This window comes from Acinetobacter sp. YH01004 (genome assembly GCF_013420455.1).
GTDB classification, from domain to species: domain Bacteria; phylum Pseudomonadota; class Gammaproteobacteria; order Pseudomonadales; family Moraxellaceae; genus Acinetobacter; species Acinetobacter towneri.
Window position 1 is genome coordinate 1 of sequence record NZ_VOXZ01000027.1, and the last position, 5,025, is coordinate 5,025.

The following is a 5,025-nucleotide window of genomic DNA, read 5'->3' on the forward strand; positions in this document are numbered from 1 at the left end:
ACGTATAGGAAGAATAAACGCCCTTTTCACCCAAGTCCAACAGCTTTGGACCGCAGTTGACTCTTTCGACACCCCTGCGATGCAACCCAATCCGGCTGACGGGGAGCCAGCAACGCTGAAAATTTACCCTCCTCTTTCCCACTAGCGGCTCCTTTTCCGACAACCAGCACGGCGGATCCCTGCCGCGGCGCTGTGAACGCAGCATTTTGATTGGTATCGTTGGCCTTCAGGCTCGTCAGTCAAACAGACCCAGGAGCAGCTCAGCCGGTGGCGCCCGGCTTTCGGGTAACGCCCTGGTCCCGCTGGTTTCGGCTTTGTGCTTCAGGTGATCAAGGATCTGCTTGATCACTATAGGGTCTTCAATGCAGGACTGTATTTACATAAAGCAAGCGCCTTACCCGCTTGTGTTTTGATTTTTTTTGAAACAAATTGTCTTAAGGTTTCTGTGTCCTTAGTGCAATCCATAACTTGCATGTTTTCAATAAGGTCTGCCTCCCAAAGAATCTGAAAATCTTTTCCATCTATTTTTTCAGGCGTATGATGGTTTCCAACTATATAACATACTCTTTCAATTACGAATGGTTCATAATTATGTTCATTTAATATATTTCTTGCAATTGGTACTCCTTCCTGCTCTTGGAGATGTCCCTCCATTGATCCATATTTGCGTAATGCTTCCACAGAACCTATGTCGTGTAAAACAGCACTTAACTCTATAATACAACCAGTCTGACTGTCTACATTTTCTCTTTCAATAATCGTCCGTGTATTTTCTAACACCTTCATTGTGTGATCGACGCCATATGGTACAGTTCTGAAAATATTTTTCATCTCTTTGATTACTTGGTCTAATTTCTCTGATTCTCCTATGTCCTTATATTTCATATCACATTATTTTCTGCTAAGGTCTCAAGAATAAAAAAATCAGGCAATGAACCTATGTTAAGTAATCTTTTTGGTGGCTTTGGTTGATATTGGTTGAAAAGCACAATGACCAAGATGTTAATCCTGGTCTTTGGTTTTTAAGAAAACAAAATTGTATTTTCTTTTCGCTGTATCTCCGAGATGATATGATTTAATGAAGATACCATTTCGTATTTAGTTTACAATATTTCCTTTTATAAAAGAAAATTGCGTAGTATGATTATTAAAAAACACCAAAAGATGTTATTCAAAGAACACATTGATATTAGCTTCAATCTCTAAACCGTTGATTTGGAAATACATAATACCCTATTTGTTCATTCTTTTGTTATTTGTTGTATGTTGCGTTATTCCATCAATAATTTTATTCCAATCTTCGAAATGTAGTTCGTGTCCGGTTCCATCAAGCGTTATTAGTTTTGAGCCGTTTATCTTTTCAAGTAAAACTGCTGAATTCTTAAAATGCCATATTTTATCGTCCGTTCCGTGTACAATTAAGGTTGGTTGATTGATTTCGCTCAATCTGTTCCAGTATTCTTCACCACCTTGCAGTGCCGCATGATTGAACATACTTATATAGTTATTAGCTCTTTTAAATTCGGCTCTAATCAGTTTTTCACTTCTTTGTTTGTCAAATTGTTTCCTGCCGCTCATCAATTCAGCACCTTGAATTAAATAATTTGCCACACTGTCTTCATTTGTCCAATCTACGGTTTCAGCTTTTCCGTGAAAATCTAAAATACGCGTATCCATTTCAGGAATTGTGGGGTCTGAGTCGCCCCAAGGACCTGATGAGATTAGTGTTATTGAACTTACCCTGTCGGCATATTTTATTGATGCTATTTGAGAAATCAGTCCGCCCAGTGAAATTCCCACAAAATTGGCTTTGACTATTTTATAGCCGTCCAAAATTGAAATAGCATCATGGGTTAAGTCAACAATATCATAGGGGGTTGAACCCGGTTCGTAATTAGTAGATTTTCCTACGTCCCTATTGTCGTAGCGAATAACAAAAAATCCCTTTTCAGATAGTTTCTGGCAAAATTCAGCATCCCAATACAACATGGATACCGTTGCTCCCGCAATCAAGAGTATTGCCGGATCTTTTTCACATCCAAAACTTTCGGTAAAAAGTCTTATTCCGTTTTTTTTAACTATTTTCTCTTTCATTTCCTCGCCTTTCTGTTTTATAGATTCATTAGTTTTTGGAAAGAAAAGTCGAGGCTGAACATTTCCGTTTCGTTTATTATTGATTCTGCCTGTGCTTCTCTTCCATAAGCAAACATTTGCTGTTCATAATTTTCAATAGCCTCTTCAATGCTGTTAAATTTCCCATTGGTCAGATTATCCGACAATATCAAGGCATCCATCAACCCACTGTTTACGCCTTGTCCTGCAAAAGGAGGCATCAAATGAGCAGCATCTCCAATCATCGTTATGGGTAATGGACGCTTACTTTTCCAAGACTTATCTAAGGGAAATATTCGTGTCGCTAACCCTACAAAAGATGATGTCAAACGAATCAGTTCTTTGTAGCGTTCGTCCCAATCGGAAAATTTTTTCAGGAGAAAATCAACGACACTATTTCTGTCTTGAAAATCTACCCGCGTTTTGCTTTTCCATTCATCAGGTGTTTTAAAACTTATTCCAAAATGCAATGCACCATTATTATTAGGATTCGCAAATAATAAATTACCTTGATGAGCAGCCATTAGCCGGTTTCCATTGCAAAGCTGAAAAAATCCAGGACAGTTCACCTCCGGTTGATGAATATCGGCTTGTATATTGAAAGTACCTGTTTCTTCAACTTCCGTGTCGGTAACAAATTTTCTTACTTTAGACATTCCACCATTGGCAATAATAACCAGATCTGCTGTTTCACTCGATTTATCCTCAAAAGTTAGTATCCACTTCTCCTTATCAGGTTCAAGGGTAACAAGTTTTCTATCCCAAATGACGGTATCATTTTGTAAACTATTTAATAGGATAGTCCTTAAGTCATTTCTGTTTATTTCAGGATTGTCAAAACGATTTTCGGGTCTTACATTTTTTGTGGTTAAAATATTGCCCTTTTCATCAACAATATTTACACCCATTGGTAAAGCTAAGTCATAATAAGTTTGTAACAATCCCGCTCTTTTCATTGCTTCCTGTCCCGAATCCCTGTGCAGATCAAGTGTCCCACCAAAAATCCTTGCATCTTGGTCTTTGTCTCTCTCGTAAACTGTAATGTCCACGCCGTTTTGCTGTAACAATCTCGCCATTGTTAATCCAACAGGCCCGGCACCAATTATTGTAATTTTTTTATGTTTTAATAAAGTCATATTCTTGTTCGCTGGTTTTAATGTCAACTAATGTCTGTCAATTTAATCACTTTGTTTTTTTAAATTCAAACACGGATTTTCCTGATAACTTTAGCTTTTGCCCTTTTTTTAAGCCGTTCGGAAAGTCAATTGCTAAAATTGCTGTATAATCAATTTCTATTTCAGTGCTGTTGTCAAAATGCCTAAACGATTTAACTGTCTGTGTTCTCTTTGCAAAGTATGTTTTTGCTGTTTCTGCCTGTTGTTTAAACGCTGTTAACCCTTTCAGCGATAACCTTATATCATTATTTTGAATGTTTTCAAAAACAATATTATCGTCAAGGTCTGCAACCATTTTTTTGATATCAAATTGGTTGTATCCATCGATGTAGTTATTGATGATGTTTACTCTGTCGGTCATATTTTGTAATTATTTATCGGTTACATATTGGTGTTGTCTGTAGGTTGTTCTACGATAATTGCCAACTTTTAACTTCTATACGAAGGAACATGTTGGGATACTTGAACTTTCGATTTAGCGCCAACACGAGCAAACCGAAGTTAGCACCTACTCTCTATTCAGCATATTTTTTAAAAATACTTGTGGCAATGTGTCCGCCAAAACCAAAAGTATTACTCATTGCGTAATTCACTTGCCGTTGTTGTGATTGGTGTAACGTCAAGTTAAATATATCCCTATATTCAGGTTCAATATCTACCGAATTGATTGTACGTACAGGAAGAATAAACGCCCTTTTCACCCAAGTCCAACAGCTTTGGACCGCAGTTGACTCTTTCGACACCCCTGCGATGCAACCCAATCCGGCTGACGGGGAGCCAGCAACGCTGAAAATTTACCCTCCTCTTTCCCACTAGCGGCTCCTTTTCCGACAACCAGCACGGCGGATCCCTGCCGCGGCGCTGTGAACGCAGCATTTTGATTGGTATCGTTGGCCTTCAGGCTCGTCAGTCAAACAGACCCAGGAGCAGCTCAGCCGGTGGCGCCCGGCTTTCGGGTAACGCCCTGGTCCCGCTGGTTTCGGCTTTGTGCTTCAGGTGATCAAGGATCTGCTTGATCACTATAGGGTCTTCAATGCAGGCGATGACTTTCATGGCGCCGCCGCAGCCGCTGCAGGTCTCGATGTCGATATTGAAAACACGCTTGAGCCGTTGCGCCCATGTCATCGACGCTCGCCGTTGTGCTGGTGTTGCCGGTTCATCAGCCACCCTGACCTTGTTGCCCCTGCCCCGTTTTGCCGGCGTGACCAACGCCCGGTGCCGACTGTTGGGTGCGAACACCCCGTGGAAGCGGGTTAGGTTGACTCTGGGCTTCGGTACCAGGGCGGCCAGCCTTGCAATGAAATCCAATGGTTCGAAAATGACGTGCGTGGTGCCGTCCCGGTACGGCGTCTTGAGCTGGTAGCGCACGTTGCCGCCTCGTGTTAACGACAGCCGCTTCTCGGATACCGCCGGGCGGCTGATGTACCGGCACAGCCGTTCGAGCTTCTTGCGTTCATCGGCCCTGGCCGCCACGCCGGCGTGCAGGCTGGACCCGGCTACCTTGCCAATCCCGTCACCGAACGGATCACCACTGGTCGGCAGAGTTTGCAAAGTGAACACCTTTCGCCCCGCCTGTGAACCGACAGCGATACGGTAAGTGATCGAGTGCCCCAGCAGGGGTGTCATCGGGTCGTCATCCACCGCATCCGAGGCCAGATAGCTGTTTTCGACATCCCGTTCCAGCAGGCCTTGCCGTTCCAGATAGCGACCCACCCGGTGGGCGATGGTGTGCGTCAGC

The 5,025-nt window shown here is 42.2% G+C and carries 4 protein-coding genes and 1 pseudogene; all 5 read right to left on the reverse strand.

Annotation, left to right across the window (positions count from 1 at the left end):
- Positions 1-348: 348 nt before the first annotated feature.
- Positions 349-885 (reverse strand): HD domain-containing protein, encoded by a 537-nt coding sequence (locus FTT71_RS12935; protein ID WP_159138992.1) that lies wholly within the window; start codon positions 883-885, stop codon positions 349-351.
- A gap of 348 nt (positions 886-1,233) precedes the next feature.
- Positions 1,234-2,094, reverse strand: coding sequence for a macrolide hydrolase EstT (gene estT, locus FTT71_RS12940; protein ID WP_077782102.1), 861 nt, complete (start codon positions 2,092-2,094; stop codon positions 1,234-1,236).
- A 17-nt stretch (positions 2,095-2,111) separates the two neighbouring features.
- Positions 2,112-3,248 (reverse strand): tetracycline-inactivating monooxygenase Tet(X), encoded by a 1,137-nt coding sequence (gene tet(X) / locus FTT71_RS12945; RefSeq protein WP_044502094.1) that lies wholly within the window; start codon positions 3,246-3,248, stop codon positions 2,112-2,114.
- A 46-nt stretch (positions 3,249-3,294) separates the two neighbouring features.
- Positions 3,295-3,648, reverse strand: a complete 354-nt coding sequence (locus FTT71_RS12950; RefSeq protein ID WP_218949381.1) for a hypothetical protein — start codon at positions 3,646-3,648, stop codon at positions 3,295-3,297.
- Positions 3,649-4,193: 545 nt separating this feature from the next.
- A pseudogene (locus tag FTT71_RS12960) lies at positions 4,194-5,025 on the reverse strand (IS91-like element ISVsa3 family transposase); the annotation flags it as partial.

Coding starts and splice junctions, on each gene's coding strand:
- FTT71_RS12935 (WP_159138992.1), bottom strand. CDS start 885: ATGAAATATAAGGACATAGGAGAATCAGAGAAATTAGACCAAGTAATC.
- FTT71_RS12950 (WP_218949381.1), bottom strand. CDS start 3,648: ATGACCGACAGAGTAAACATCATCAATAACTACATCGATGGATACAAC.
- estT (WP_077782102.1), bottom strand. CDS start 2,094: ATGAAAGAGAAAATAGTTAAAAAAAACGGAATAAGACTTTTTACCGAA.